The following is a 26,009-nucleotide window of genomic DNA, read 5'->3' as shown; positions in this document are numbered from 1 at the left end:
TAGCGTGACGATGCTTTTTTCTCCTGTGAGGAACGTCCTGATGCCCAACCGCCTTCCCGTGACCGTCCTTTCCGGCTTTCTGGGTGCCGGAAAAAGTACACTTCTCAATTACATACTACGTAATCGCGACAATCTTCGAGTCGCCGTAATCGTTAACGATATGAGCGAAATCAACATCGATGGCAGTGAAGTCCAGCGTGATGTCAGCCTGAATCGCGCAGAAGAGAAGCTGGTGGAGATGAGTAATGGCTGTATTTGCTGTACGTTGCGCGAAGACCTGCTCGAGGAAGTGAGCAAACTCGCCAGGGACGGTCGTTTCGACTACCTGTTGATCGAATCTACCGGCATTTCCGAACCTTTACCCGTGGCGGAAACCTTTACCTTTCGCAATGAGGGCGGGCAGAGCCTGGCCGACATCGCCCGTCTAGACACCATGGTCACAGTGGTCGACGGCGTGAACTTCCTGCTCGACTATCAGGCCGCCGAAAGCCTCGCTTCCCGAGGTGAAACCCTCGGTGAAGGCGACGAACGTTCGATCACTGATCTGTTGATCGAGCAGGTCGAGTTTGCCGATGTGATTCTGATCAGCAAGATCGATTTGATCAGCCGTTCCGAGCGCCAGGAGCTGATCGCCATACTGGAGCGGCTCAATGCCCAGGCGGAAATCATTCCGATGGTCATGGGTGAAGTTCCGCTGGGGAAAATCCTCGACACTGGTTATTTCGACTTCGACAAAGCCGCTCAGGCACCAGGCTGGCTGCGCGAACTGCACGGCGAACACGTCCCGGAAACCGAGGAGTACGGTATCGCCTCCAGCGCTTACCGAGCGCGCAGGCCGTTCCATCCGCAGCGCTTCTTCAGTTTTATCGATCGCCCGTGGGTGAACGGGAAGCTGTTGCGCTCCAAGGGCTTTTTCTGGCTGGCGAGCAAGCATATGGATGCCGGGAGTTGGTCCCAGGCCGGCGGTTTGATGCGCCACGGTTTTGCCGGGCGCTGGTGGCGTTTCGTACCGAAGGACCAGTGGCCGCAAGACTGGGAGGGTAAAGCCGCCATCATGGAAAACTGGACTGAGGCCAGCGGTGATTGCCGCCAGGAGCTAGTGTTTATCGGTCAAAACATCGACTTCGCGCAACTCAGTACCGAGCTCGACGAATGCCTGCTGACGGACGATGAAATGGCCCTCGGGGTCGAGGGATGGCGCTTGTTCCCGGATCCGTTCGGCCCCTGGTATGAAGAAGCTGCCTGACGCCTGCAGTGATTATCGGGCATATTGGCGATCAGCCAGATAACCCTCAGAAATCACCAGACATGCTGCAGAACATTCCCACCCACGTCATTGCCGGTCCGTTGGGCGCCGGCAAGACCAGTCTGATCAAACATCTGATGGCTCAACGTCCTGACGGCGAGCGCTGGGCGGTGTTGATCAATGAGTTCGGCCAGATTGGCCTCGACGCTGCGCTACTTGCCCAGGACGACGACGGTATCGCCTTGGGTGAAGTGTCTGGCGGCTGCTTGTGTTGCGTAAACGGCGCGCCATTTCAGATCGGCCTGGGGCGATTGTTGCGCAAGGCGAAACCGGATCGACTGTTCATCGAACCTTCGGGGTTGGGGCATCCTGCGCAGTTGCTCAGGCAATTGAGCGAGGCGCCGTGGCAAGGGGTGTTGGCCGTACAACCTTGCGTGCTGGTGCTGGATGCTCAGGCACTCGCGTCCGGCAGGCCGTTGCCGCATGCGCAGCAGGAGGCACTGCACACGGCAGGGCTCCTGGTGCTGAACAAGTCTGAAAATCTTGATGATGGCAGTCGCCGGCGGATCGCCGCACAGCTGCCATTGCGACCCTTGTATTGGGCGCAGCAAGCAGCATTGCCTTTAGTTGAGTTGCCGGGACTTGCCGCTCAGGCGGTAACCGGTGTGGATAACTTCATCGCACCCAAAGGATTGGCGCAGATGCCGGCCGTCTGGATCGATCCCGAACTACCGATTTGCCTGAGTCAGGAGCAGGAAAACAGTTGGAGCATCGGTTGGCGCTGGCATCCGAGCCAGGTTTTCGACACTGCGCTCACCGATCAGTGGCTGGCAGGTTTTGCCTGGAGGCGGGCGAAGCTGGTTATCCGCAGTGCAGAGAAGTGGGTGTCGGCGAACGCGCTGGATAACTCGGCGCTGGACTGGCAGCCCAGTGAATGGCGGCAAGACTCTCGCATCGAGTTGATTTTCAGCGAACCGCAGAATATCGAAGAGCTGCAGCGTGGACTGGCGGGTTGCCGCTAAAAATTGAATTGAAGGCTCAAGGCTTCCACTTGGAATGTTCCTGACGCCACTGGCTCAACTCGATCACTTCGGCACGAGGTTTCACTACATCGACCACCGTCTCTGGCTCGTCGAATGGTACCGGGTAGGGCGCCAGTTCAATCTGTGCGCTGTGAGCGCCAAACTGGGTGATGGTGCCGTTGTGGCGGGTTTCGCCGGTGACGGTGAACTCGAAGTTATACACACGGGCCAGGCGTCGGCGACCATTGGCGTCTTTGATAAAACCGATTTTTTTCAGGGCCACGTTGCCATCCAGCAACTCGACCCCGAGTTTGCTGCAATGCTGCTTGACCCGCTCCAGCGCCCGCTCGCGCAAGCCGTGGTTGTGCCACAGCCATGCGCCAGCGGTGGCGAACAGCATCAGCACGAAGATATTTCCAAGGGTCAGCATCAACTGGGTGCTCCAACAAGATAGTGTCAGCTTAACTGCGTCGCCGGTCTGTCGTACAGGCTGTGTTTAGTCGCATACTGCGCGGCTTGAATTTCAATCGTTTTACGGATATCCACCGCATGAAACGTACACCCCATTTGCTCGCTATCCAGTCCCACGTGGTGTTTGGTCACGCTGGCAACAGTGCCGCAGTTTTCCCGATGCAGCGGGTCGGGGTAAATGTCTGGCCGCTCAATACCGTGCAGTTCTCCAACCACACCCAGTACGGCCAGTGGGCCGGTGAGGTGCTGGCACCGCATCAGATTCCTGATCTGGTCGACGGCATTGCGGCGATTGGCGAGCTGGGTAACTGCGATGCAGTGCTCTCCGGTTATCTGGGCAGCGCAGCCCAGGGCCGAGCGATTCTGACGGGTGTGGCGAAGATCAAGTCGATGAACCCTAAGGCACTGTATCTGTGCGATCCGGTGATGGGACACCCGGAGAAGGGTTGCAGCGTACCGGCTGAAGTCAGCGACTTCCTGCTGGAGGAGGCCGCCGCCGTGGCGGATTTCATGTGCCCCAATCAACTGGAGCTCGACAGCTTCTCGGGCCGTAAGCCGCAGTCACTGCTCGATTGCCTGGCAATGGCCCGGGCGCTGCTGGCGCGTGGCCCGAAGGCGGTGCTGGTCAAGCATCTGGACTATCCCGGCAAATCGACAGAAGTCTTTGAGATGCTGCTGGTGACGGCAGAAGGCAACTGGCACTTGCAGCGACCGCTGCTGGCGTTCCCGCGTCAGCCGGTGGGTGTCGGCGACCTGACTTCCGGTCTGTTCCTGGCGCGCGTGCTAATTGGCGACAGCCTCGTCGCAGCGTTTGAATTCGCCGCCTCGGCGGTGCACGAAGTCCTGCTGGAAACCCAGGCCTGCGCCAGTTATGAACTGGAGCTGGTGCGGGCTCAGGACCGGATTGCCCATCCGCGAGTGCGGTTTGAGGCGACAGCGATCAGTCTCTGATTCGGGTATGGCGAAACGATCGCCGCCTGCGGCAGCTGCAGGTTTTGTGTACACCCGTAAATTAACGGGTGTACCGGACTCCTGTAGGAACTGCCGCAGTCTGCGATCTTTTGCTCCTCTACCCAGGCAATTGGATTCGATCCAAAGCCCGGTTCACCGCCAACTCCCCCAGCATGATGACTTGCGCGATTCCCAACAGGGTATTACGACTCGCCCCCACCGTCCGGTCCGCCAGATCCATTGTCATGATATTGGCCGAAGCCAACGATTCACACGCATGGGCCAGGAGGCTTTCGGTACCGAGTTCAGGATTAACGAAAAACATCGTGCACAGTTTCCGGGGAGTGGCTCGGATATCGGCTGTTGAGGGGATGCGCTCGAATGTTGTTGCGGGATTGTCGTCGGGCGGATTCGGTGTTGGTTTGATCATAAGTGCTTCCTTAAGTAGTAGGACCGCACCATCTCGCGACTAAACGAAGGGGTGGCGGCTGTGCGCAAGTTAGTCGACCGGCAAGGAAAGCAAAAACCGGCGCGCCCGAAGACGCCAAGCGCACAGCCACCATCAAATGCAGGCGTGTACCTGACTGAGGTTGCTCATGCGACCGCTTTAACCTTGCCCGGGCGACTAAACCCGATCACTGGCAATCAGTGACGCGAATCAAGTTACCGAGGGCCCCTAGGGCGCACAAGCCGGCGGATTCTGGCGTAACCGTAGGCAACGGCGCAAGGTGATGTAGCTTTCGCGAAGTAACCTCGAAGACGTTTAAACAAGTATCGGTTCGCTCGCAAAAACGCTGCAAATAAAAGCCCAAAAAACCTCGCCACAACCAATCGGCAATTCCGTACAAGACCTGACAGACCTGGCGCGCCGCCATCCCAGACCGATCCTACGTTCCTTCGGGACATTTCCTATTTCTACGTTTTCGAGCTTCCAGAAGACTGTCGGACCGTTATCGCTCTGAATTAACCGAGCATGAATCTGATGCCCCGGGACGTGTGCATCTCTCTGGTTGACCCCTTTTGCAAAACAAGGAGCGACATGCAACATGGCCAGTGTTCTTCATCGACTTTTTGGGCTCCACAAGTACGACACCACTTCGCGATCTGATGCAGCGCAGGTCTCTGACTTACCCGAGCCTGATCGCCATTCTTCCCCCACATCCCCTTTGGCAGAGCCTGCCCCCAGCACACTGCGCCCCGTGGAAAACTGGTGCCATCCGTTCAAGGACATGCGCGATCCGCTCATGCAACTGACCCACTTGGCCAAAGCGGTGGCCGGATATTACCCACTTGGAAACGCCGGCATGTGGCACGGCGGTGTGCACTTCGACAAAGGCACCGCCGGAACCCTGCAGCAATCCAGCGTGTTTTGCCTGGCTGACGGGGAGGTGGTGGCTTACCGCATCGATACGCATTCGCCCAGAACCGCCTACTTCGACAAAGATAAAACAGTCGAAAAACCCTTTTCGCGCAACTTCGTGTTGGTTCGCCATCACCTCCAACCGCCGAAGATTCAAGGCAGTCAGGACATTCCACCGAGCCTGACTTTCTATAGCCTCTACATGCATCTGCAGGATTGGGCGAAGTACCAGCAGGATGCCAACCTCGCTCGCCCGCCATTCTGGCCCGAGCGTGCGACCTTTCGCGTCAAACAGACGGCAAACGACGCGCGCCCCGAGCAGCCCGAGCAGCGTGGATTGAACGTGTACAACAAGCGGAACGGCAAGGTCATCGACTTTCTGCCGCGAGGAGCCGAAGTGGCTATCAGTGGCACCGGCGAGTTCCGCAGGTTGGAGAGCAGCCTGGGACCGGCGAAGTTGCTCAAACCGGACGGTTCGATCGAAGGATATGTCGCCGCCCGGTTGCTCATATACCCGGACCGCAAGGAAACTCGCGTGACGAAGGCAGTGAACGTCCGGGCTGAACCGGTGATTGCAGGTTCAGATAACATCCTTTTCGTGTTGCCGGTTGACTCGCAAGTCACGGTCAGTGGGGCTGGCGAGTTTCGCAAGCTCGAACGCATTGATCAGTATGTGCATTTTGACTCACTGGAAGGCGCCATTGAGCCAGTAGAGACCGATCAGATAGTGGTGCTTGATCAGCCTGTTGCAATCAAGGCGGGTGACTTGATCGGCCACCTCGGTCTGTATCAGGACGGCGGCGTAAGTCAGCCGGATGAGAAACTTCACCTGGAAACCTTCAGTGGTGATGACGTCGAGGACTTCATCGATGCCTGTCGGGAGTGGGCCAAACGCCTGCCGGAGAAAGACAAAACCTGGCTGAAACTCCCCATGGGCACGCCCGTCGTGCCCCTTGAAGGAAATAACACGGCTGCGCTATTGCAGGCGTCGAGTAAATCCAGCCCGCGCAGTGCTGCCGATTTGCTGGTCCCCAAAAAATTGCTGGATGGACTGCCGGCAAATCAAAAAAACCACGTGCCCGCGACTTCGACGCGCAAAGCGCGTACCTGGTATTACCTGAAACATTTGCTTCACGACACCGACAACAATCCTCTTGATGGCTGGGTGTGCGATGAGCCGGACGTCACGTGTTGGGTCAGCCCATGGGCTTGGGAGGGCTACGACGTCATCGTCGACTACAGCAGACCCAAACACATGCTGGCTTCTTTTCTCAGCACCATCGGCCGCTTAAGCGAGGAGGAACGCGAGCGCTATCGTGCCATTGCCGAAAAAGACGACAAGGGCCCGATGAAAACGCGGTTGTACGAAATCATCGGTCGCAAACCCGACGGCACGCTAACGACTGATGAACTGAAAGCGGCCCTCGAGCGCCCGGCTGATGCGCAGTTGATTTCGCAGATGATCCTTTACAAGGAAAGCGAGTGGTTTCAGCAGCCGAAGATATGGGACGCACTGGATGAGCTGCTTGGCCATAGCGGCTCGACGCCGCACTTGAACTGGATAGCGGAGAAACAGCGGATTGCGCAGATGGGGTGGTGGAGGGAGGTAGCGGAAAAGGTGGGATTGCCTTCGTGGGGGAGTGCTTATCACTTTCATCCGATTGGATTAGCAGCCAGTTTTAATACTGAATGCCCTAAAGAGTGTGTAGTGGAAACTTATGAGTTGGAGGGGACGGCAGGACTTCTTGTAGTTTCAAAAGAGTCTTTTCAGTTTATTTTGGACAAGGAAGGATATAGCAAATATCCATATGTGCCGGCTGGTGCCAGCGGAGTAACTATTGGCTATGGATATGATTTGGGGCAGCAGTCGGCATTCCAAGTTCGTCAAGATCTTTCTCAAATCTATGCTCGGTCAGATATTGAAATTTTAATAGGTGCTATCGGGAGACAAGGGGACCAAGCTAGAAGTATCTTGAGTACCGTAAGCCACATCTCAATTAGCGAGGCGAATTCTATAGCTCTCGCCATAAGAATGAAAAAGCGCTACGCGCAGTTAGTGATTGATGCTTATCCGGGAGTGATGGAACTGCATCCACACTGCCAAGGAGCATTGCTGTCTCTCGTAGTGAATAGAGGGATCTCATTTACTCGACCAACTACTGACTCTCGATTAGAAATGAAACAAATTTACGACGACTTGTTGAGTCGAACTCCCGAGAAAATCCCATCTAGACTGCGTTCAATGAAAAGACTTTGGGAGGGGAAAGCCGGGCTTGGAGGGCTAATAATTCGGCGAGAAGAAGAGGCTCGACTTTTTGAGAGAGGTTTAATATGCGATTGCCGGCACTAACGTTTTGCGCTATTAGTTATTTATGGGTTTCGCCAGCTTTTGCTGATGGAAATTGCAATAAAAATAGCTTTGTTACTAAAGATATCTTGCAGTGCGCGGATATTGCGTACAAGAAAATTGATAAAAAACTTAACGAGCAGTATTCGGCGATGGTTGCAAATTCAGAGTTTTCTCATGAGAATTTGCTTCTGGATAGTGAGCGGGCTTGGATTCAATACAAAGCAGTTCATTGCGAAAATGTTTACGTGTCTGTATCGCCAGGTGAAGAGGCGGAAATTGAAAAAGTGGCGTGCCTCACTTCTTTGACAGCATCAAGAGTGATGGAGTTATTATATTTAGACACGGGCGTTAACGCTGATGGCTTTTATAACGCACTTTCTGTTATGGCGGGAGCTTCTTCTGTGACAAGGGAAGAAATATTTTCGCATATAGAAAATTTGACAAGTTCACCTGAGGAGGCTAGGTACTACAGGAAAAACTGTGAGCTAGTAGGCACTATTCATGCAGAAGAGGAAAGAATCTGTCAGATTCGAATGAAATTTCAAGCGATAGCTCGCTAAGGCTTTGGAGTGAAAAATATAACAATTATTTTTCTGATTGCGTGCGCCCTAACTCAAACAGAATCTTGGGCGAGAGATCCATACGTGGATATAAATGAAACAATGTGCGTGGAGGGGGGAGGATATTTATATTAGTTGTGCCTTTGATGTCAAACGGAGTCGGCATGGTTATATAGGGAAGGTTGCGTCTATTTGTGCAAAGGGGAATGCATCTCCAGATGCTGGATATGTGTAATATCGCTTTGGGAAACCGTCCTATGGCTCCGGTCAGGCAAAAATAGAAATGCAGTTTCCCGAAAGGAGAGTTCCACCAAAAGAAATTTTCACCATCTATAACTCGGTAAATTCTGAAACTATTGGGAGTGCGCTTCGGTTTGTAAGTGGCAAGTATCTCTATTCATTTGAACGTTCGTCAATGTTAGGTTATGAAGTTGTTGTCAGAAAGCAAGATGTGAAGGTATTCAATAAGAGTTGCACCCTTCCTGGTGTAAGCTACCTTGTTGATGGCGCATATGAAGGCTTTCGGACGATAGATCTTGGTGAAGAAAATATATCCGAAGAAAACAGATGAATTGACGCGATGTTGTTTCTATGGGCGTAACAAGAGTCATGACTTTCTCTTTCTGGGGTGTGTTCTTCGGCGGTGCGAGCGCAAATGCATCTGAAAATAATTTGTGTGAGTCCGATGAGTTTGTAGCCGCGTCATGCAGCTTGGGCGAGATAAGGAATAGACTTGTATCTTTTTTGTGATAGCGCAGATGCACGAACAATATTTTATCGATTCGGCACCAAGGCACGAATTGAGTTGATAAAAGGTTTTTCAAGTGGAGATCCGGTTTTTCGTTGGACATACGCTGCGACATATACAACATATTTTTGGCGTAGAGTCTCAGAGTAAGCGTGTGTGTTTGGTGTTCCGCACGAAACGCTACGGGTGAAAGCTTTTCTGGAAGTGACAGGCTTGAACGCGGACGTGATGAATCGCACATGTACTGGAAATTCTTATGGAAGAAAAACAGTTGTTAGCGAAGCGCTAGAAGAGGTAGGTGATGCTGTGGTTAGAGATTCTGGTTATTTTTTTTCACTGAGTGATAGGTGGAAGTTTCATGTTCGATGCAAATAACGGGGGTCGACGCAAGTCTTGGTTTTAACCTGTTCGATCTATTGTTTGTTGAAGATTAATAATTTCTGTTGGGGGTGTAGATGGATTTAAGAAGGTTGTGTTTTGAAGTCGGGGTAACTTAATAATGCCAATCAGACTGGATAAAATGCCACCGCTCGCCCCGAGCCCCCAGCGACCTCGATTTTTACTTTGGCTTGGTATGTTGCTGTTCTGTTGTTTGCTGGGAACCGGTGGGGCGTTGTTGTTCGGTGGCGAATCGTTACCTCAGAAACCTTCGGATTTCTGGACCTTTGCCTTGGGCATTCCGTTTTTGGCTTGGTGCGTGCTCGGATTCGGACGTTTGCTGTTGTACGTAGGTGAACAAGGCGTCGCCGATGGTTGGGATAGCGCTCGCGAAAAAGACTTGAACCGGAAGGTGCAGCAGGGGCGTCGTTCGCAGCAGGTATTGGGCGTGAGCTTGCAGACTGCTCTTGGAGACCCTGCGGGTGATTCGGAACTACAACTGGAGGCACTAATGAATGGGGAGCAAGCGCTGAAGTCGCAGGCGTCGAGGGTGGATGGAAAGATACTTCGCCATAGTTGTTTGTCTTGCGATGCAGATGAAAATCCGGAATCCATCTTGCTGAGTATTTGGACGCAGATGCTCGCCGACCTGGCGCTGACCCTGGCGCAATTGCCTGCCGATCAACCCTTGGCCCTGTTGCTGGATGTCGATACCGGTTTGCCGGAGAAACAGTGGCGCCGTGTTTGGCGACAGGCATGGCGAGAATCCGGCATTCGCCAGCAAACGACTCCAGTTGATGGCCGCGGTCTGACGGCACTGGACCAGTGGCTTGACCAGCGTATCGATGATCGGGCGATGCTGATGGTTGTGGCCGTGCAGTTTGCGCCGCAGCAGCCTGAAGGCACGGCAGAAGTTGCCGTCGGGTTGTTGTTTGGCAACTGTCTGACGCAAGCCACGTTACCGCCGATAGCCTACCTTCACCGACCGGAGCAGGAGCGCAAGCCCACCTCCGGTGATTTGCTTTACGCTACGCGCCAGGCGCTTGATTGGCTGCCGCCTGAATCGAGATCAGTCCAGCAGGTTTGGCGAGCGGGTATTGATGCTCGCGGGGCGGGCGCCATTGCCAGCGTGATGGTTAAAGTCGGCATGCCAGTGAATGGATCGGGTGTGTACGACATTGATGCAATGCTGGGTCATCCAGGCTGTGCTTCACCCTGGTTGGCCATCGCTGCCGGGACGCAGGCGATTCGGCGTGGTGCCGGGACGCAATTTGTCTTCAGTGGTGGCGCGGCTGCGGCTGGTCTGTGGGGCACGGCGTTGATTCCCGTGTCGCCAGTTTTGAAGCAGGTGTCTTGAGGGTAGGTCTGGCGGGTGGGGTTTATTGGCACCAGATGAGTATCTCGCCGGAAACTGTGCGCAGGAACTGAAAGTCAAAGATCGCAGCCTGCGGCAGCTCAGGGAGCTGCAGCAGGCTGCGAACTTTACTTTAAGCGTCGCCCTTGATCTCCTGATAGCGTTTTTCCAGCTCCTGACGAATCTGCCGGCGCTGTTGGGCCTGGATGAAACGACGCTTGTCTTCGCTGTTCTGCGGTTGCAGCTGTGGTACCAAGGCTGGTTTGCGCAGGTCATCGACCGCGACCATGGTGAAGAAGCAGCTGTTGGTATGGCGCACCGAGCGCTCCCGGATGTTCTCGGTCACCACCTTGATACCCACTTCCATGGACGTGTTGCCGGTGTAGTTGACCGACGCGAGGAAGGTCACCAGTTCGCCGACATGGATCGGCTCGCGAAAAATCACCTGGTCCACCGACAGGGTCACCACGTAGCGGCCGGCATATCGGCTGGCGCAGGCGTAGGCCACTTCGTCGAGGTACTTGAGCAGGGTACCGCCGTGCACATTGCCAGAGAAGTTGGCCATGTCGGGGGTCATCAATACCGTCATCGACAGCTGGGCGTTTCCGGGTTCCATAACGTTCTCACGGATCAGGGCAAGGTTTGAGGGACGCACCTCTGCGGGTGCCTCGGCGGTTTTTTCAAACCATCAGTTATCGGGACGCCGGGTGTCTGGTCGCCGTCACGCCGGATCGATCTGTTTCCATATATTGCACCGCCTTTTTGCCACAAGTCGCGGTGTTACGCTGCTAAAAGCCTTTTTTCCAATGGCTATTCTTGCGCGCAGTAATGTCATCAAGGAGCCTCACGCCATGCATGCCATCAGTTTCATTCAGGATCTGGCAGTGATCATGTTGATCGCAGGTGTGGTGACCGTGGTGTTTCACCGACTCAAGCAGCCGGTGGTGCTGGGTTATATCGTCGCCGGCTTCATCATCGGCCCGCACACCCCGCCGTTCGGCCTGATCCACGACGAAGAAACGATCAAGACCCTGGCGGAACTAGGGGTGATTTTCCTGATGTTCTGCCTGGGGCTGGAGTTCAGCTTGCGCAAGCTGTTCAAGGTGGGTGCCACGGCATTCATCGCGGCGTTCCTGGAAATCGTGCTGATGATCTGGATCGGCTACGAGATCGGCCGCTGGTTTGACTGGAACACCATGGATTCACTGTTTCTCGGCGCGATCCTGGCAATCTCCTCGACCACCATCATCGTCAAGGCACTCAACGATCTCAAACTGAAAAACGAGCGTTTTGCGCAGCTGATATTCGGCGTGCTGATTGTTGAAGACATACTCGGCATCGGCATCATCGCCTTGCTTTCAAGCATCGCGGTCAGTGGTACGGTCAGTTCCGGCGAGGTGTTCTCGACCGTCGGCAAACTCTCGTTGTTCATGATTGTAGCCCTGGTCATTGGCATCCTGCTGGTGCCGCGCCTGTTAGCCTATGTGGCCAAATTCGAAAGCAATGAAATGTTGCTGATCACGGTACTGGGACTGTGTTTCGGTTTTTGCCTGCTGGTGGTCAAGCTCGAGTACAGCATGGTGCTTGGCGCGTTCCTGATCGGGGCGATCATGGCCGAGTCCCGGCAGTTGCTGAAAATAGAGCGCTTGATCGAGCCGGTTCGCGACCTGTTCAGCGCCATTTTTTTCGTTGCCATCGGTTTGATGCTCGACCCACAGATCCTGTTGCAGTACGCCTGGCCAATCGCGGTGATCACCGTAGCTGTGGTCCTTGGCAAGATGCTGTCCTGTGGTCTCGGTGCGTTTATCGCCGGCAATGATGGCCGCACGTCGCTGCGCGTCGGTATGGGCTTGTCGCAGATTGGCGAGTTTTCTTTCATCATCGCTGCGCTGGGCATGACCCTGCAGGTCACCAGCAGCTTTCTGTATCCGGTGGCCGTGGCGGTTTCGGTCATTACAACGTTGCTGACGCCCTATCTGATCCGCGCGGCCGATCCATTGTCGATCAAGTTGGCGGGGATCGTGCCTGAACGCCTGGGGCGAGTGCTGGGGATGTATGGCGAATGGCTGCGCAGCATCCAGCCCCAAGGCGAGGGAGCGCTGCTGGCGTCGATGATCCGGCGGATCTTGCTGCAGGTAGGGGTCAATCTGGCGTTGGTGATCGCGATCTTTTTCTCTGGTGCGTACTTCGCCGAACGCATGTCGGCTTATCTGCAAGACTGGATCGCAGATCCAAGCTGGCAGAAAGCGTTGATCTGGGGAGGCGCGCTGTTGTTGTCGCTGCCATTCCTTATCGCTGCGTATCGCAAGCTCAAGGCGCTGTCGATGCTGTTGGCGGAAATGGGCGTGAAACCCGAGATGGCGGGGCGACATACCCAGCGGGTGCGTCGGGTAATTGCCGAGGTGATCCCGATCCTGTCGCTGTTGGTGATTTTCCTGCTGCTGGCAGCCTTGTCGGCCAGTATTTTGCCGACCAACAAGTTGCTGGTGCTCATTGCCATAGTCGCGGCCACCGTCGCGGCGGTGCTATGGCGCTGGTTCATCCGCGTGCACACGCGGATGCAGGTGGCGCTGCTGGACACCCTCGACAACCACAAGGAGTCGTCCGGGCATTGACCACCTGGAGTGTGGTCAGACTCAGCTCTCGAGCCAGACGTCCCGCGCCCAGTGCCACACCGATTCCCAGGTTTCCTCGGTAATCAGCTCTTCTTCGGCGGACCAGAGCACGACGGTGCCGTCTTCTTCAACGCAGTAGTAGTCGTCGCCGTCCTGGCAAATCGGGATCAGGCTGCGATCGACGCCTGCGTCCCAGGCGTTGGCGGCCACATCCGGCAGATAGGTGTGGGATTGCGGGTCGGTAACAGTCACTGGCTCCAGGCTGCCGTAGACCACGTCGCTAACGGTCAGCAGAAACTCTCTGAAGACGAATGGAATGTCGATGAACAGTTGTTCTTCGATTTCGACCAGCAGATCTTCGTCGGGCAACTCCAAGGGGACCGGTACCGGCTCGTTGGCTTCACGCAGTTGTTCGATGATTTCTTCCACGTCCGGGATCCTCTTGCTTGTATGGCGCGGTTTATATGGGGCGGTTTATACAGTAGCTCGCTATAGATGCAACCGCGAAATAGAAAACCCCGGCAAGCCGGGGTTTTTATTTACAGCGGATGAGGCGCGGAAGGTTATCAGCCGTTCTGGCGGATACCCGCGACCAGCCAAGGCTGGTTTTCGCCCTGTGCACGCTCCATGTTCCAGCTTTCGCTGAACACTTCGCCCTGGTCGAAACGCGAGGTTTTCGACACGCCGTTGAAGGTCAGGGTGGCGATGGTCTTGTCGGCGCGGTCATCCACACCGTCCAGCTGCACATTGAGGTTATCAATGTAGGTGGACTGGAAGCCGTCGCCCAGGTCAGCACGCTCGCGCTTGAGGAACTCAAGCATTTGCGGGGTCACGAACTCGGCGATCTTGTCCATTTCGTTGGCGTCCCAGTGTTGTTGCAGGGACTGGAAGTGGCTGCGCGCGGCTTCGATGAAGCTGCGTTCATTGAACCAGGCTGGAGCATTGATGACTGGACGAGCAGCAACAGGTGCTGCCGAACCGCCGAAGATCGAACCACCAGCAGGCTTCTGTTCGAAGACTTCACGCTGCATTGGCGCGTGACCGGCCGGGGCGTAATGCGCCTGCTGCTTGCGACGACGGGCAGCGATGAAGCGGAAGACCAGGAAGGCGATGACCGCCATGATCAGGATGTCGAAGATCTGCATGCCCTGGAAGCCGTCGCCCATGAACATGGAGGCCAGCAGGCCACCGGCGGCGATACCGGCCAGGGGGCCGAGCCAGCGCGAAGCGCCACCGGCCTTGGCGGCGGCGCCAGCGGCACCGGCAGCACCAGCGGTCGCCGCAGCGCCGCCCATGCCTGGAGAAGAAGGAGCCATCTGGCTGGTCTGGTGCGTCGGCGCAGCGCCGGCGCTCTTGCCACCACCGAAGCGCTTGGCGGCATTGACGTCGAGACTCATCGTCAGGCCGATGCACAACGCCATGGCGATGCTAAGAAAACGTTTCATATAGGGAATTCCCATTTGTGGAAGGCACGCGCGCCATGTTGCACAGCTGAAGTGTTACTGGCTAGCGGCAGAGTGTTTCGGGCTTTTGCCTGACAGGTAATATTCAGCTTGTGTCAGTGCAATAGGACCTGTTGCCTTTGGACTGTCAGATGAGTGGACGAGTTCTGTAGGAAGTCTCGTGTGGCGAGGGGGCTTGCCCCCGTCGGGGTCGCGAAGCGGCGCCAAAATAGTAGTCTGGGTCTACTGCGTAGCCCAACGGGGGCAAGCCCCCTCGCCACAGGCGAGCCCCCCCGGCACAACAAAACCCTTCACCACACAAGCTCTACTCCCACAGGAAAGAGCCTTTAAATGGCCTCCAGCTTCGCGTAGCCCAGCATCAGCCACTTGCTGCCTTCGCTGAAATTCACCTGCACCCGGGCCTGAGCACCGGCCCCCTCGAAGTTGAGGATCACGCCGTCGCCAAATATCGAATGACGTACGGTCTGGCCCAGACTGAAGCCGGTTTCCGGAATCTCGCTGCCACTGAACAGGTTGCTGCCGCTCATCGATTGATTGCCACCGAACGGACGGCTGACGCTATTGGACAGCCGCACTTCCTGAATCAGGCCTTTCGGAACTTCGCGTACGAAACGCGACACCTTGTTGTAGGTCTCGCTGCCGTAAAGGCGTCGGGTTTCAGCGTAGGTCATCACCAGGTTCTGCATGGCACGGGTGATGCCGACATAGGCAAGGCGACGTTCTTCCTCAAGACGGCCAGGCTCTTCCAGGCTCATTTTGTGCGGAAACAGGCCTTCTTCCATGCCCACCAGGAACACGTAAGGGAATTCCAGGCCCTTGGCGCTGTGCAGGGTCATCAACTGAACGCTGTCTTCGTGTTCGTCGGCCTGGGTGTCACCGGCCTCCAGCGACGCGTGGCCGAGGAAGGCCGCCAGCGGCGTCAGGTCCTCGTCTTCTTCGCTGTTTTCGAAGTTGCGGGCGGCGCTGACCAGTTCCTCAAGGTTTTCTACCCGGGCCTGGCCTTTCTCGCCTTTTTCCGCTTCGTGGTAGGCGATCAGCCCCGACTGCTCGATAACTGTCTGGGTCATCAGGTGCAGCGGCATTTCCATGCACTTGGCGGCGAGATTTTCGACCAGTTCGATAAACGCACCGAGAGCACCGGCAGCGCGGCCGGTCAGGCCTTTGTTGGCGACCAGTTGGCGCATCGCTTCCCACATCGACACATCGCTGTGGCGCGCATGATCACGAATCGCTTCGACGGTTTTCTCACCGATACCACGGGCGGGAACGTTGATCACCCGCTCCAGCGCGGCATCGTTGCCGCGACCTTCGAGCAAACGCAGGTAAGCCATGGCGTTCTTGATTTCTGCACGCTCGAAGAAGCGTTGCCCGCCATAAATGCGGTACGGAATGCGCTCGCGCAGCAAGGCTTCTTCCAGAACGCGCGATTGGGCGTTGGAGCGGTACAGAATTGCAATATCGCTGCGAGACAGGCCGGTTTTCAGCGCACTTTCGATGGTTTCCACAACATAGCGAGCTTCGTCGTGCTCGTTGAAAGCGGCATACAGGTTGATCGCTTCGCCGTCACCGCCATCGGTCCACAGTTCTTTACCCAAGCGTCCGGTGTTGTTGGCGATCAGGGCGTTGGCGGCTTTCAGGATGCCGGCAGTGGAGCGGTAGTTCTGCTCCAGGCGAATGGTCTCGGCGTCCGGGAAATCTTCGGAGTACTGGTAGATGTTTTCGATTTTCGCGCCACGCCAGCCGTAGATCGACTGGTCGTCGTCACCGACCACCATCAGGCTGTCGCCACCTTTGGCCAGCAGGCGCAACCAGGCGTACTGCACGGCGTTGGTGTCCTGGAACTCATCCACCAGAATGTGCCGGAAGCGCTTCTGATAATGCGCCAGCAGGCCCGGGTGGTCGCGCCACAGATCGAGGGCACGCAGCAGCAGTTCGGAGAAGTCGATGACGCCCGCGCGCAGGCAGGCGGCCTCATAGGCTTCATAAATGCCGCGCATGGTCGCCAGGAACAGGTCGCCGCTGGCTTGAATGTGTTGCGGGCGCAGACCTTCGTCCTTTTGCCCGTTGATGAACCACTGGGCCTGGCGGGCTGGCCAGCGTTGTTCATCGAGGCCAAGCTCGCGGATCACCCGCTTGACCAGCCGTTGCTGGTCGTCACTGTCGAGAATCTGGAAAGTCTGGCTCAGGCCGGCTTCCTGCCAGTGCGCCCGCAGCAAGCGGTGCGCCAGGCCGTGGAAGGTGCCGACCCACATACCGGCCGGGTTGATACCCATCAACTGCTCGATGCGATGACGCATCTCGGCAGCGGCCTTGTTGGTGAAGGTCACCGACAGGACGGAGTGGGGCGAGGCGTTTTCGACCTGGATCAACCAGGCGATACGGTGCACCAGCACTCGGGTTTTACCGGAGCCAGCACCGGCCAGGACCAACTGACGACCCACGGGGGCCGCTACGGCCTGCCGTTGGGCATCGTTGAGGGAGTTCAGCAAAAGGGAGAGATCATCGCGCATCGGGGCATTCTAGGGGGCTGCGTCACACCGGGCAAACACCGCTTTGCTTTAATCGATGAATGTCAGGTGAATGACGACCGGTCGGTCATCGCCTGCAGGCGTTGCCGGGCGTGCTCGTGCTGTTTTCAGGCCGGCATCGGCGACCAAAAGTTTTGGCGAATACTTGATCAGTAGCAGTTTGGTCCACGGGCTTGCTTGTGTATGCTCCGTCGACGTTTCGGGCTCATGCTCATTAATATAAGAACAAGAACATCGCCTATGACCCTCAGCTCTGACCTGTCGGGCCCTACTGTGGAGCCCCGGGTTATCCGCAAACTGTACGCCATGGAAATGGCGGTCGAGCGCACGCGCCTGCTGTATCAAGGTTCTTTGCTACCCACGTTGTTCATGCTGATCAATGGCCTGGTGTGTGCCGGATTGCTCTGGAGTCCACAGCGCCACTTCCTGGTGGGTGTCTGGCTGATCTGGTTGTTATCACTGGTGGCATTGCGAGTGATTCAGGTCGCCGCCTTTGATTCGGCGATTCCTGATCGTCAGGCCCATCCGGTCTGGGGTCGCATGTTTTTGCTGGGCTCGGGGCTTACCGGGCTGACTTTGGCCGGCGCGGGTATTGCCCTGGCGCCCGCTGACAATTTCATTCAGCAAGCCTGGGTGTTCGGTCTGATCGGTGCCGCTGCACTTTCGGCCAGTGTTGCCTACGCGGTCAGCCTGCCGGCCTTCCTGTCTTTTACCTTGCCCTGCCTGCTGCCCGCCATTGCCTATATGTTTTGGTTGGCGGACGAACAACAGCAGGGTTGGGGGTGGTTCGGCCTGATCCTGCTGGGCGCGTTGAGTGTGGTTGCCTGGCAGGTCAATCGCTTGATCGATCGCGGCCTGTTGCGGCGCTTTCAGAATCAGGCGCTGATCGAGCATCTGCAGCAGGCCCAAAGCAGCAGTGAGCAACTCAACAACAAACTCGCCAGTGAGATTGACCAGCGCCGTCGCGCCGAAGACGAACTGCGGCAGATTCAGATCGAACTGGAAAGCCGCGTTGCCCAGCGCAGCCTGGAACTGGATGCCGCCAACCAGGCCCTTAGCAAGAGCGAGGCGCGTCTGGCGCTGGCGCTCAAAGCCAGCGAACTGGGGCTGTGGGACTGGAACCTGCAGACCGATGAAGTGCATCACAGCCACATCCAGGAATTATTTGGCCTGGAACCTGAGTATGTGACAGCGATGCTGCGCCATCTCAAGCCCCGCCTGCACCCCGAAGATCTACCGGTGCTACGCCGGGCTATGATCGATCATTTGAAAGGGCGCACCGAGGACTACCAGGTCGAATACCGCGTGCGTCATCGCGATGGCCGCTGGGTGTGGATCGAGGACCGCGGCCGGGCCGTCGAACGCAGCAAGAATGGCCGGGTGACCCGCATGGTCGGCACCCGTCGTGACATCAGCGTCGGCAAGGCGCTGGAAGAGCAGCAGCAACTGGCGGCGACGGTATTCGAGGCGGCCAGCGAAGGCATAGTCATTTTCGACCCGGATTACGCATTGATAGCAGTCAACCAGGCTTTCTGTCGCGTGACCGGCTATGACATCGGGGAACTGCTCGGGCGTAATGTGGCCGAGTTGCCTTGCAGCCGGGATGCCCGCCGGCACTACGCAGCGATTCATCAAACGTTGGAGCAACATGGCAGCTGGCAAGGCGAACTGGTGGAAACCCGCAAGAATGGCGAGATGTATCCGCAATGGTTGCACCTGAGTGCTGTGCGTGATTCCCGGGGAAATGTCAGCCACGTTGTCGGCTTCTTCGCCGATCTGTCGGCGCGACGCGAATCCGAAGAGCGCATGCGCTATCTGACCCATTACGACGAACTGACCGGCCTGGCCAATCGCTCCCTGTTTCGCGAACGCCTGAACGAAGCACACCAGCGCGTGCGCCAGGGTGGTTATCGCAGCCTGGCGCTGCTGCACATCAATCTGGATCGTTTCAAACTGCTCAACGACAGCCTCGGCCACGATATCGCCGACCGGTTATTGCAGAAAATGGCCCGGCGGTTGGTGAACGCGCTGCCGGAGGCGGACACCATCGCTCGTCTTTCCGGCGACGAGTTTGCGGTGTTGTTCAACGCCTACGGCAACCTGTCCAGTCTGGCGCGGGTGGCGACCCGATTGGCAGCCAAGTTGCGCGTGCCGGTGACGGTCGACGGGCATGAGCTGGTGATCAGCGTGTCGATGGGCATCAGTCTGTTGCCGGACAACGCCCGGGAAATTTCCGCATTGGTCAGTCAGTCGAACATGGCCATGCAGCACGCCAAACACTTGGGCGGCAATAATTTCCAGTTTTATACCGACAGCCTGCAAGCCAGCACGCTGGAGCGGTTAAAGCTGGAAAACCACCTGCGCAAAGCCGTCGAAGAAAAGCAGCTCAAGGTGTTCTACCAACCGAAGTTATGTCTGGCCACCGGTCGGCTGAATGCTGCCGAAGCCTTGGTGCGCTGGGATCACCCGACCATGGGGCAGGTGCCACCGGGGGACTTTATCGGCCTGGCCGAGGAAACCGGGTTGATCGGCCCGATCGGTGAGTTCGTGCTGCGCCAGGCCTGCTGGCAAGCCTGTGAATGGCAACGCCAGGGCCTGGAGCCGATTCGGGTGTCGGTCAATCTGTCAGTCCATCAATTGCGTCAGGGCAAGCTGGTCAGCCTGGTGCGTCAGGTTCTGGAGGAAACCGGGTTGGCGCCGCACCTGCTGGAGCTGGAGTTGACCGAAAGCCAGTTGCTGGACAGCGTCGAGCATATCATCGCGACCTTCCAGCAATTGCGTGATCTTGGAGTGCAGCTGGCGATTGACGATTTCGGCACTGGTTACTCATCCTTGAGTTACCTCAAGCGTATTCCAGTGGACTACGTGAAGATCGATCAGGCGTTTATCCGCGGGCTGGGGGAGGGCACGGAGGATGCGGCCATCACCCGGGCGATCATTGCCATGGCCCATGGTCTGTCGTTGAAGGTCGTGGCTGAAGGGGTGGAGCGGCAGGAGCAGCTTGAATTCCTGCGCGGTGAACGCTGTGACGAAGTGCAGGGCTACCTGATCAGCCGGCCGATCGAGGCGCAAGGTTTGGCGCAGCTGCTTAAGGATCAACACCAGGTGAATGAGGGCGCAGGTCGAAACTGATCTTGCGCCAGACGCGGTGACAGCCGAGCGGGAGCCACAGCACCACGCCTGATCTGAATGGGCTGGCCTTGAACTCATGCGCGGATAATGCGTTTTTAGCGCTACATGAGACGCACGCACCTGTAATCGAGGGATCTGGTTACGCATTGAGCAGGCAAAAAGCCGATTCATGTAGTATAACTACAAGCATGCTACATCCCCGGCGCCTGCCCACCACAAAGAGTCCAGCCCTTTGAATCTGCTGCAACACATCGCCCAGTCTCGACACCTGTTACGCAAGTCGGAGCTCAAGGTCGCCGACCATGTGCTGCTCGATCCTGCGGCCGTGATGCACAGCTCCATGGCCGACCTGGCCCACAGCGTGGGTATCAGTGAGCCGACCATCGTGCGTTTCTGCCGTGCCATTGGTTGTTCCGGGTTCCAGGACTTGAAGCTGAAACTGGCCCAGAGCCTGGCAGCGGGTGCGAGCTTCGGGCAGTTCGCAATCCATGAAGACGATTCGGTCGCTGACTACAGCCTGAAAATCTTCGACACTACTTTGCATACGCTGATGGAGGTTCGCGAGAAGCTCGATCCGGTGGAATTGCAGAGGGCTGTGACGCTGATGTCCCAGGCCCAGCGTGTCGAGTTCTACGGTTTCGGCGCCTCGGGTGCCGTCGCGGCGGACGCCCAGCACAAGTTTTTCCGTCTGCTGCTGACTGCGGCGGCGTATTCCGACCCGCACATGCAGGCGATGTCGGCGGTGACGTTGAAGCCGAGCGATGTGGCAATCTGCATTTCCCAGTCCGGACGTTCCAAGGACCTGTTGATCACGGCCAACCTGGTGCGTGAGAGCGGCGCCTCATTGATCACCCTGTGCCCAAGCCAGACACCATTGGCCGAACTGTCGACGGTTAACCTGGCAATCGATGTGCATGAAGACACTGAAATTTATACACCGCTGACTTCGCGTATCGCCCACCTGGTGGTGATCGACGTGTTGGCAATGGGCGTGGCCATGGCCCGTGGGCCGAGCCTGGTCAATCACCTCAAGAGCGTCAAGCGCAGCCTGCGCAGCTTGCGGTTGTCGCCCAAGTCGGTGAAGGCGCTGGACGACTGACCTGTGGCGAGGGGGCGATGCGGCGTTCCGACAAGCCCCCTCGCCACAGGGCGCCCAACAATTGTTCATCGCTTTGTAACCATCGAGCCGCCAAACCGTCATCCCCCGCGCCTATCTTGAAACTCCCGTACTCGTCTTGGGAGACTCGAAATGGCCCTGCCTTACGAAGAACGCAACAGCGCAGTCAAAACCCGCCGCCAGCAAGAAGATCAGCGCCGCATGGAGTTTCGCCGCGCTATCGAAGATCGCTGCGAACGCCGGCAGCTTCTGGCCGAAATCGGTGAATTTCCCGAAGGTCTGGAGCTCAATTTCTGGCAGGCAACCCCCGTGACTTCCCGTCGAAACGCTCAACCAGCGCGCTGATCTGAATACGTTCGCTACGGATGAACGCAAGGAATGCGTGAGCCACCGGTGACAGGCGTTTCGCCTTGGCCTGCACCAGGCACCAGCTGCGATACAACGGCAGCTCTTCAATCGGTAGTTCGATCAGCCCACCAGTTGCCAACTCAAGGTTCAGGGCGTGACGCGTCAACAGCGCAACGCCCAGACCCGCCAGTACACACTCGCGTTGAGCTTCGGCAGACGAGACTTCCTGGGTCTGATTGAAGTGCACGCGCTTTTCTTTGAAATACTCTTCGCAGGCCATGCGCGTCCCGGAGCCGTGTTCGCGTAACAGCAGCGTGTAAGGCTCCAGATCCTGCAGGCGCAAGGGCCCCGCATGGCACAACGGGTGATCCGGTGGCGCAACGGCGACAATCGGATTATTCAGAAACGGCAGGAATTCCAGCCCCATGTCCTGCGGCACCATGGACATGATCACCAGGTCATCGCGGTTGTCCGATAGGCGCCGGATCACCTGCCCGCGATTGACCACCGTCAGTTGCAGGTTAACTTCCGGATGCTGGCGTTTGAACGCGGCAAACAGGTGTGGCACGAAGTACTTGGCGCTCGATTCCACGGCCAGTTTCAACTGCCCCTGCAGCGAGCCCTGCATGTCCGATAGCTGCATATCGAGGTTTTCCAGGCGCCCGAAAATGTCACGACTGGCCCGCTGTAACGCTTCAGCCGCTTCGGTCATGTAGAGTTTTTTGCCCACGTAATCGAACAAAGGTTGCCCAACCAACTCCTCAAGTTGACGAATCTGCAGGCTGACAGCGGGTTGTGTGAGTGACATTTCGTCGGCTGCCCGACTGTAGGAACGCAAATCGCAGACTTCGTTGAAAATCTGAAGTTGCCGTAAAGTCATACGCATCAATGACTTACGCATTATTCGATCACTCCCGACACTGGCTGATGGGTCAACTATAAGTCTTTACTTATGCATGACCCAATTTTTATTCATTTTTGTTAATCCCTTGTGAGCGCTAGTGTGGCGCTGCGACTAAATTGAAACATTTGGTCACGCGTCGACCTGGGTCTAGCAGGTCGTGGGTACCACCGGCTCAAGGGAAACTCCAAGTGATAACAAAGATCCTGATCGCCAACCGTGGTGAGATTGCCGTACGAATCGTACGTGCCTGTGCCGAAATGGGCATTCGCTCGGTCGCGATCTATTCCGACGCCGACCGTCACGCCCTGCACGTTAAACGTGCGGATGAGGCCCACAGCATTGGTGCCGAGCCTTTGGCAGGCTACCTGAACCCGCGCAAGCTGGTGAACCTGGCTGTGGAAACCGGTTGCGACGCACTGCACCCCGGCTATGGCTTCCTTTCGGAAAACGCCGAACTGGCGGAGATCTGCGCCGAACGCGGGATCAAGTTCATTGGGCCGTCGGCCGAGGTCATTCGCCGCATGGGCGACAAGACTGAAGCCCGTCGCAGCATGATCAAGGCCGGTGTGCCGGTAACCCCAGGCACCGAAGGCAATGTCTCCGGCATTGAAGAAGCCCTGACCGAAGGCGATCGCATCGGTTACCCGGTGATGCTCAAGGCCACCTCCGGTGGTGGCGGTCGCGGCATTCGTCGCTGCAACAGTCGCGAAGAGCTGGAACAGGCTTTCCCTCGAGTGATTTCCGAGGCCACCAAGGCCTTCGGTTCGGCGGAAGTGTTCCTGGAAAAGTGCATCGTCAATCCCAAGCATATCGAAGCACAGATTCTCGGCGACAGCTTTGGCAACGTGGTGCACCTGTTCGAGCGTGACTGCTCGATCCAGCGCCGTAACCAGAAGCTGATCGAAATCGCCCCGAGCCCGCAGCTGACCCCGGAACAGCGCGCCTACATCGGCGACCTGTCGGTGCGTGCGGCCAAGGCCGTGGGCTACGAGAACGCCGGCACCGTGGAGTTCCTGCTCGCCGAAGGCGAAGTGTACTTCATGGAAATGAACACCCGGGTGCAGGTGGAACACACCATCACCGAAGAAATCACCGGTATCGACATTGTCCGTGAGCAGATTCGCATCGCCTCCGGCCTGCCGCTTTCGGTGAAGCAGGAAGACATCCACCACCGTGGTTTTGCCCTGCAGTTCCGGATCAACGCCGAAGACCCGAAAAACAACTTCCTGCCGAGCTTCGGCAAGATCACGCGCTACTACGCCCCCGGCGGCCCTGGCGTGCGTACCGATACAGCGATCTACACCGGCTACACCATTCCGCCGTTCTACGATTCCATGTGCCTGAAGCTGGTGGTGTGGGCGTTGACCTGGGAAGAGGCGATGGACCGTGGCTTGCGTGCCCTGGACGACATGCGTCTGCAAGGGGTCAAGACCACCGCCGCGTACTACCAGGAAATTCTGCGTAACCCGGAATTCCGTAGTGGCCAGTTCAACACCAGCTTCGTAGAAAGCCACCCTGAACTGACCAACTACTCGATCAAGCGCAAACCCGAAGAGCTGGCCCTGGCCATCGCCGCCGCCATCGCCGCCCACGCAGGCCTGTGAGGAATATAACAATGAGCAAAAAAATCCACGTAACCGACACTATCCTGCGCGACGCCCACCAATCGCTGCTCGCCACCCGCATGCGCACCGAAGACATGCTGCCTATCTGCGACAAGCTCGACAAAGTCGGCTACTGGTCGCTGGAATGCTGGGGCGGCGCGACGTTCGACGCCTGCGTACGTTTCCTGAAAGAAGATCCGTGGGAGCGTCTGCGCCAACTGCGCGCAGCGCTGCCTAACACCCGTCTGCAAATGCTCCTGCGCGGCCAGAACCTGCTGGGCTATCGCCATTACAGCGACGACGTGGTCAAGGCCTTCGTCGCCAAGGCTGCGGTCAACGGCATCGACGTGTTCCGCATCTTCGATGCGATGAACGACGTGCGTAACCTGCGCGTAGCCATCGAAGCGGTGAAAGCCGCCGGCAAGCACGCCCAGGGCACCATTGCCTACACCACCAGCCCGGTGCACACCATCGACGCGTTCGTGGCCCAAGCCAAGCAAATGGAAGCCATGGGTTGCGACTCGGTGGCAATCAAGGACATGGCAGGCCTGCTGACCCCGTACGCCACCGGCGAACTGGTTCGGGCGTTGAAAGCCGAACAGTCGCTGCCAGTGTTCATTCACTCCCATGACACCGCCGGTCTGGCGACCATGTGCCAGCTCAAGGCCATCGAAAACGGCGCCGATCACATCGACACCGCGATCTCCAGCTTCGCCTCGGGCACCAGCCACCCTGGCACCGAGTCGATGGTTGCTGCGCTCAAGGGCACCGAGTTCGACACCGGCCTGAACCTGGAGCTGCTGCAAGAGATCGGCCTGTACTTCTACGCCGTGCGCAAGAAGTACCACCAGTTCGAAAGCGAGTTCACCGCAGTCGATACCCGCGTTCAAGTCAACCAGGTACCGGGTGGGATGATTTCCAACCTGGCCAACCAGTTGAAAGAGCAGGGTGCTCTCAATCGCATGAGCGAAGTGCTGGCAGAAATTCCACGGGTTCGTGAAGACCTCGGCTTCCCGCCGCTGGTAACCCCGACCTCGCAGATCGTCGGCACCCAGGCGTTCTTCAACGTGCTGGCTGGTGAGCGCTACAAGACCATCACCAACGAAGTGAAGCTTTACCTGCAGGGCGGCTACGGCAAGGCCCCGGCCCCGGTGAACGAGCAACTGCGCCGCCAGGCCATCGGCAGCGAAGAAGTGATCGACGTGCGTCCTGCTGACCTGCTCAAGCCGGAAATGGCCAAGCTGCGCGCCGACATCGGTGCCCTGGCCAAGTCTGAAGAAGACGTGTTGACCTACGCCATGTTCCCGGACATCGGTCGCAAGTTCCTCGAAGAGCGTGCTGCCGGCACCCTGACCCCTGAAGTGTTGCTGCCGATTCCGGAAGCAGGCGGCGTGGCCTCGGCCGGCGGCGAAGGCGTACCGACCGAGTTCGTCATCGACGTCCACGGCGAAACTTACCGCGTCGACATCACTGGTGTAGGCGTCAAGGCTGAAGGCAAGCGTCACTTCTACCTGTCCATCGATGGCATGCCGGAAGAAGTGGTGTTCGAGCCACTCAACGAGTTCGTCGGCGGTGGCAGCAGCAAGCGCAAGCAAGCCACTGCACCGGGCCACGTCAGCACCACCATGCCGGGCAACATCGTCGACGTGCTGGTCAAGGAAGGCGACACCGTGAAAGCCGGCCAGGCCGTGCTGATCACCGAAGCGATGAAGATGGAAACCGAAGTTCAATCGGCCATCGCCGGCAAAGTCACCGCCATCCACGTGGCCAAGGGCGACCGGGTCAACCCGGGCGAGATCCTGATCGAGATCGAAGGCTGATTTAACAGCCTCGATACAAACGCTTTATACCTCGGGGG

Annotated in this window: 20 protein-coding genes; 13 read left to right on the top strand and 7 right to left on the bottom strand. The window is 57.3% G+C overall.

Annotated elements, in window-relative coordinates; genetic code table 11:
* Positions 1-40: 40 nt before the first annotated feature.
* Entirely contained in the window at positions 41-1,246 is a 1,206-nt protein-coding gene (gene zigA, locus AC07OG_RS01910) for a zinc metallochaperone GTPase ZigA (RefSeq protein ID WP_495066076.1), read from the top strand.
* Positions 1,247-1,308: 62 nt separating this feature from the next.
* Positions 1,309-2,268 carry a CobW family GTP-binding protein gene (locus AC07OG_RS01905; RefSeq protein WP_495066075.1) on the top strand — a complete coding sequence of 320 codons (960 nt, stop codon included), beginning with the start codon at positions 1,309-1,311 and terminating at the stop codon, positions 2,266-2,268.
* Positions 2,269-2,284: 16 nt separating this feature from the next.
* Here the strand turns inward: AC07OG_RS01905 and AC07OG_RS01900 are convergent, their stop codons facing one another.
* The gene (locus AC07OG_RS01900; protein ID WP_060540238.1) at positions 2,285-2,698 is read right to left on the bottom strand and encodes a DUF3301 domain-containing protein; all 414 of its coding nucleotides are present in this window, start codon (positions 2,696-2,698) and stop codon (positions 2,285-2,287) included.
* Between the two features lie 119 nt (positions 2,699-2,817).
* Between AC07OG_RS01900 and pdxY the strand changes: the two genes are divergently transcribed.
* Complete coding sequence (gene pdxY, locus AC07OG_RS01895; RefSeq protein WP_495066074.1) at positions 2,818-3,690, top strand: pyridoxal kinase PdxY; 873 nt, start codon at positions 2,818-2,820, stop codon at positions 3,688-3,690.
* 118 nt (positions 3,691-3,808) lie between these two features.
* On the opposite strand, the gene AC07OG_RS01890 is transcribed toward pdxY, so the two are convergent.
* The gene (locus tag AC07OG_RS01890) at positions 3,809-4,120 is read right to left on the bottom strand and encodes a DUF6124 family protein (protein ID WP_495066073.1); all 312 of its coding nucleotides are present in this window, start codon (positions 4,118-4,120) and stop codon (positions 3,809-3,811) included.
* 616 nt (positions 4,121-4,736) lie between these two features.
* On the opposite strand from AC07OG_RS01890, the gene AC07OG_RS01885 reads away from it, so the two are divergent.
* From AC07OG_RS01885 to AC07OG_RS01870, 4 genes are all read left to right on the top strand, one after another.
* The gene (locus AC07OG_RS01885) at positions 4,737-7,400 is read left to right on the top strand and encodes a DUF8812 domain-containing protein (protein WP_495066072.1); all 2,664 of its coding nucleotides are present in this window, start codon (positions 4,737-4,739) and stop codon (positions 7,398-7,400) included.
* Positions 7,382-7,960, top strand: a complete 579-nt coding sequence (locus AC07OG_RS01880; protein WP_495066071.1) for a lysozyme inhibitor LprI family protein — start codon at positions 7,382-7,384, stop codon at positions 7,958-7,960. Before AC07OG_RS01885 ends, AC07OG_RS01880 begins: the two co-directional genes overlap by 19 nt.
* 283 nt (positions 7,961-8,243) lie before the next feature.
* Positions 8,244-8,531, top strand: coding sequence for a hypothetical protein (locus AC07OG_RS01875; protein WP_495066070.1), 288 nt, complete (start codon positions 8,244-8,246; stop codon positions 8,529-8,531).
* Positions 8,532-9,207: 676 nt separating this feature from the next.
* Positions 9,208-10,443, top strand: coding sequence for a KPHS_23130 family T6SS system protein (locus AC07OG_RS01870; RefSeq protein ID WP_495066069.1), 1,236 nt, complete (start codon positions 9,208-9,210; stop codon positions 10,441-10,443).
* 130 nt (positions 10,444-10,573) lie between these two features.
* Here AC07OG_RS01870 and AC07OG_RS01865 read toward each other — a convergent pair whose 3' ends face one another.
* Complete coding sequence (locus AC07OG_RS01865) at positions 10,574-11,056, bottom strand: acyl-CoA thioesterase (RefSeq protein WP_060540236.1); 483 nt, start codon at positions 11,054-11,056, stop codon at positions 10,574-10,576.
* Between the two features lie 235 nt (positions 11,057-11,291).
* On the opposite strand from AC07OG_RS01865, the gene AC07OG_RS01860 reads away from it, so the two are divergent.
* Positions 11,292-13,055 carry a cation:proton antiporter gene (locus AC07OG_RS01860; RefSeq protein WP_060540235.1) on the top strand — a complete coding sequence of 588 codons (1,764 nt, stop codon included), beginning with the start codon at positions 11,292-11,294 and terminating at the stop codon, positions 13,053-13,055.
* Positions 13,056-13,076: 21 nt separating this feature from the next.
* Here the strand turns inward: AC07OG_RS01860 and AC07OG_RS01855 are convergent, their stop codons facing one another.
* The 3 genes from AC07OG_RS01855 to uvrD all read right to left on the bottom strand — a co-directional run bounded on the left by AC07OG_RS01855 (position 13,077) and on the right by uvrD (position 17,028).
* Positions 13,077-13,484 (bottom strand): SMI1/KNR4 family protein, encoded by a 408-nt coding sequence (locus tag AC07OG_RS01855; protein WP_060540234.1) that lies wholly within the window; start codon positions 13,482-13,484, stop codon positions 13,077-13,079.
* A gap of 137 nt (positions 13,485-13,621) precedes the next feature.
* A complete protein-coding gene (locus AC07OG_RS01850) occupies positions 13,622-14,500 on the bottom strand; it encodes a Tim44 domain-containing protein (protein ID WP_495066068.1) in 879 nt (292 codons plus the stop codon).
* Between the two features lie 344 nt (positions 14,501-14,844).
* Entirely contained in the window at positions 14,845-17,028 is a 2,184-nt protein-coding gene (gene uvrD / locus AC07OG_RS01845) for a DNA helicase II (protein WP_495066067.1), read from the bottom strand.
* A gap of 258 nt (positions 17,029-17,286) precedes the next feature.
* On the opposite strand from uvrD, the gene AC07OG_RS01840 reads away from it, so the two are divergent.
* The 3 genes from AC07OG_RS01840 (at position 17,287) to AC07OG_RS01830 (ending at position 21,640) form a co-directional block, all read left to right on the top strand.
* Positions 17,287-20,178 carry an EAL domain-containing protein gene (locus AC07OG_RS01840; protein ID WP_495066066.1) on the top strand — a complete coding sequence of 964 codons (2,892 nt, stop codon included), beginning with the start codon at positions 17,287-17,289 and terminating at the stop codon, positions 20,176-20,178.
* A 232-nt stretch (positions 20,179-20,410) separates the two neighbouring features.
* A complete protein-coding gene (hexR, locus tag AC07OG_RS01835; RefSeq protein WP_025131545.1) occupies positions 20,411-21,277 on the top strand; it encodes a transcriptional regulator HexR in 867 nt (288 codons plus the stop codon).
* Positions 21,278-21,427: 150 nt separating this feature from the next.
* Positions 21,428-21,640, top strand: coding sequence for a PA3496 family putative envelope integrity protein (locus AC07OG_RS01830; protein ID WP_218423510.1), 213 nt, complete (start codon positions 21,428-21,430; stop codon positions 21,638-21,640).
* On the opposite strand, the gene AC07OG_RS01825 is transcribed toward AC07OG_RS01830, so the two are convergent.
* A complete protein-coding gene (locus AC07OG_RS01825) occupies positions 21,582-22,544 on the bottom strand; it encodes a LysR family transcriptional regulator (RefSeq protein WP_060540230.1) in 963 nt (320 codons plus the stop codon). The genes AC07OG_RS01830 and AC07OG_RS01825 overlap by 59 nt on opposite strands.
* Before the next feature lie 191 nt (positions 22,545-22,735).
* Here AC07OG_RS01825 and AC07OG_RS01820 point away from each other — a divergent pair, with 191 nt between their 5' ends.
* Both AC07OG_RS01820 and oadA read left to right on the top strand, forming a co-directional pair.
* A complete protein-coding gene (locus AC07OG_RS01820) occupies positions 22,736-24,151 on the top strand; it encodes an acetyl-CoA carboxylase biotin carboxylase subunit (protein ID WP_060540229.1) in 1,416 nt (471 codons plus the stop codon).
* Between the two features lie 11 nt (positions 24,152-24,162).
* On the top strand, positions 24,163-25,971 hold the full coding sequence (oadA, locus tag AC07OG_RS01815) for a sodium-extruding oxaloacetate decarboxylase subunit alpha (RefSeq protein ID WP_495066065.1): 1,809 nt from the start codon (positions 24,163-24,165) through the stop codon (positions 25,969-25,971).
* Positions 25,972-26,009 lie beyond the last annotated feature (38 nt).

This window comes from Pseudomonas sp. GW821-FHT09H03 (genome assembly GCF_059415945.1).
This window is presented reverse-complemented; position numbering and strand designations above follow the sequence as displayed.

Bases quoted from the DNA above. Each gene is read 5' to 3' on its own strand.
- zigA (WP_495066076.1), top strand. From the start codon at position 41: ATGCCCAACCGCCTTCCCGTGACCGTCCTTTCCGGCTTTCTGGGTGCC.
- AC07OG_RS01905 (WP_495066075.1), top strand. From the start codon at position 1,309: ATGCTGCAGAACATTCCCACCCACGTCATTGCCGGTCCGTTGGGCGCC.
- AC07OG_RS01900 (WP_060540238.1), bottom strand. From the start codon at position 2,698: ATGCTGACCCTTGGAAATATCTTCGTGCTGATGCTGTTCGCCACCGCT.
- pdxY (WP_495066074.1), top strand. From the start codon at position 2,818: ATGAAACGTACACCCCATTTGCTCGCTATCCAGTCCCACGTGGTGTTT.
- AC07OG_RS01890 (WP_495066073.1), bottom strand. From the start codon at position 4,120: ATGATCAAACCAACACCGAATCCGCCCGACGACAATCCCGCAACAACA.
- AC07OG_RS01885 (WP_495066072.1), top strand. From the start codon at position 4,737: ATGGCCAGTGTTCTTCATCGACTTTTTGGGCTCCACAAGTACGACACC.
- AC07OG_RS01880 (WP_495066071.1), top strand. From the start codon at position 7,382: ATGCGATTGCCGGCACTAACGTTTTGCGCTATTAGTTATTTATGGGTT.
- AC07OG_RS01875 (WP_495066070.1), top strand. From the start codon at position 8,244: ATGCAGTTTCCCGAAAGGAGAGTTCCACCAAAAGAAATTTTCACCATC.
- AC07OG_RS01870 (WP_495066069.1), top strand. From the start codon at position 9,208: ATGCCAATCAGACTGGATAAAATGCCACCGCTCGCCCCGAGCCCCCAG.
- AC07OG_RS01865 (WP_060540236.1), bottom strand. From the start codon at position 11,056: ATGGAACCCGGAAACGCCCAGCTGTCGATGACGGTATTGATGACCCCC.
- AC07OG_RS01860 (WP_060540235.1), top strand. From the start codon at position 11,292: ATGCATGCCATCAGTTTCATTCAGGATCTGGCAGTGATCATGTTGATC.
- AC07OG_RS01850 (WP_495066068.1), bottom strand. From the start codon at position 14,500: ATGAAACGTTTTCTTAGCATCGCCATGGCGTTGTGCATCGGCCTGACG.
- uvrD (WP_495066067.1), bottom strand. From the start codon at position 17,028: ATGCGCGATGATCTCTCCCTTTTGCTGAACTCCCTCAACGATGCCCAA.
- AC07OG_RS01840 (WP_495066066.1), top strand. From the start codon at position 17,287: ATGACCCTCAGCTCTGACCTGTCGGGCCCTACTGTGGAGCCCCGGGTT.
- AC07OG_RS01830 (WP_218423510.1), top strand. From the start codon at position 21,428: ATGGCCCTGCCTTACGAAGAACGCAACAGCGCAGTCAAAACCCGCCGC.
- AC07OG_RS01825 (WP_060540230.1), bottom strand. From the start codon at position 22,544: ATGCGTAAGTCATTGATGCGTATGACTTTACGGCAACTTCAGATTTTC.
- oadA (WP_495066065.1), top strand. From the start codon at position 24,163: ATGAGCAAAAAAATCCACGTAACCGACACTATCCTGCGCGACGCCCAC.